Source organism: Aquimarina megaterium XH134, assembly GCF_000520975.1.
GTDB classification, from domain to species: domain Bacteria; phylum Bacteroidota; class Bacteroidia; order Flavobacteriales; family Flavobacteriaceae; genus Aquimarina; species Aquimarina megaterium.
Genome location: NZ_JACB01000123.1, coordinates 1 through 1070 on the forward strand (window position 1 = coordinate 1; position 1070 = coordinate 1070).

General features: G+C 28.0%; 1 protein-coding gene. It reads right to left on the reverse strand.

Translation table 11 applies throughout. From position 1 onward, the window contains the following. Window positions 1-189: 189 nt before the first annotated feature. Window positions 190-876, reverse strand: coding sequence for a Crp/Fnr family transcriptional regulator (locus tag Z053_RS0127370; protein WP_025668155.1), 687 nt, complete (start codon window positions 874-876; stop codon window positions 190-192). Window positions 877-1070 lie beyond the last annotated feature (194 nt).

The following is a 1070-nucleotide window of genomic DNA, read 5'->3' on the forward strand; positions in this document are numbered from 1 at the left end:
TTTGATTTCATAATAAGTTGAATTTGTGTTTACTATTCTGCCAAAAGTATTAGATGCCTAGAATTAAAAGCCCATATTCGTCAAACAAATAATTGATTTATATCAACTATTGGTTTGATATATGTTAGTTTTTCACAAACACAATACCACTTATACATTTAAAAAAACATCACATCTCAAATTAATTATTTACCTAAAATTAGCTGCTGCAATTATTTTTTTTGTATCCATAATAATAATCGTGTTTTTTTCAATTTCTATGATTTGTTCTTTTTTAAAATCATGCAGTACCCTTATCAAAGATTCAATTGAGGTACCTACTAAATTGCTATGATCCTTTCTTGATAAATTAAAACAACCTTTCTCTTCAAAGAATTCGTCTAATCTTAGTATCGATAAAGCGGTTCGCTCTCTAACACTATACTGAGCCAGAATTTTAGAGTTATTAATAAACACTCCAAACTCATGGCTAATATTTTTTAAAAGACCATGAAGTATTTCTTGGTTATTTTCGATTATTGAGAAGAAAATTTCTTTGGGGATTAAATGAAATAAGCAATCGGTAAGACAAGCTGCAGAATGAGAATATTTCTCTTTACAAAGCAAATTATGATGACCAAGAATTCCGTTTTCCTTAATTAGGTAAAAGATATGTTCTTTACCATTTAATCCTGTAGCATATTTCTTTGTTTTCCCTTTTTTTAATATATACACCCCACTAGGGATAGTACCTTCATAAAACAAGACTTGTCCTTTCTTTAGTCGTATAGGAATTATATTTTCTTCTATAAAAGACGAAACGTCATCCGGGATCATTTCAAAAATATCAGAACTCATAAAAGAATATCGTTTATGAGAAAAAAGAGTATTGATCATAATATTTAGGTTGAGTTTTGTTTGTCTAAAACAAGTCAAGCTAAAAATACCCTACTTCAATTTTTATTTTTTTTAATCCTTAAAGAAAAAAGAGATACTCCCAAATGGCAGTACCTCCTTTTACAACTATCAAAAACAATATATCTAAATTCTAATTATTAGTATTAACAACCCTTCCATTTAAAGCTTGGACT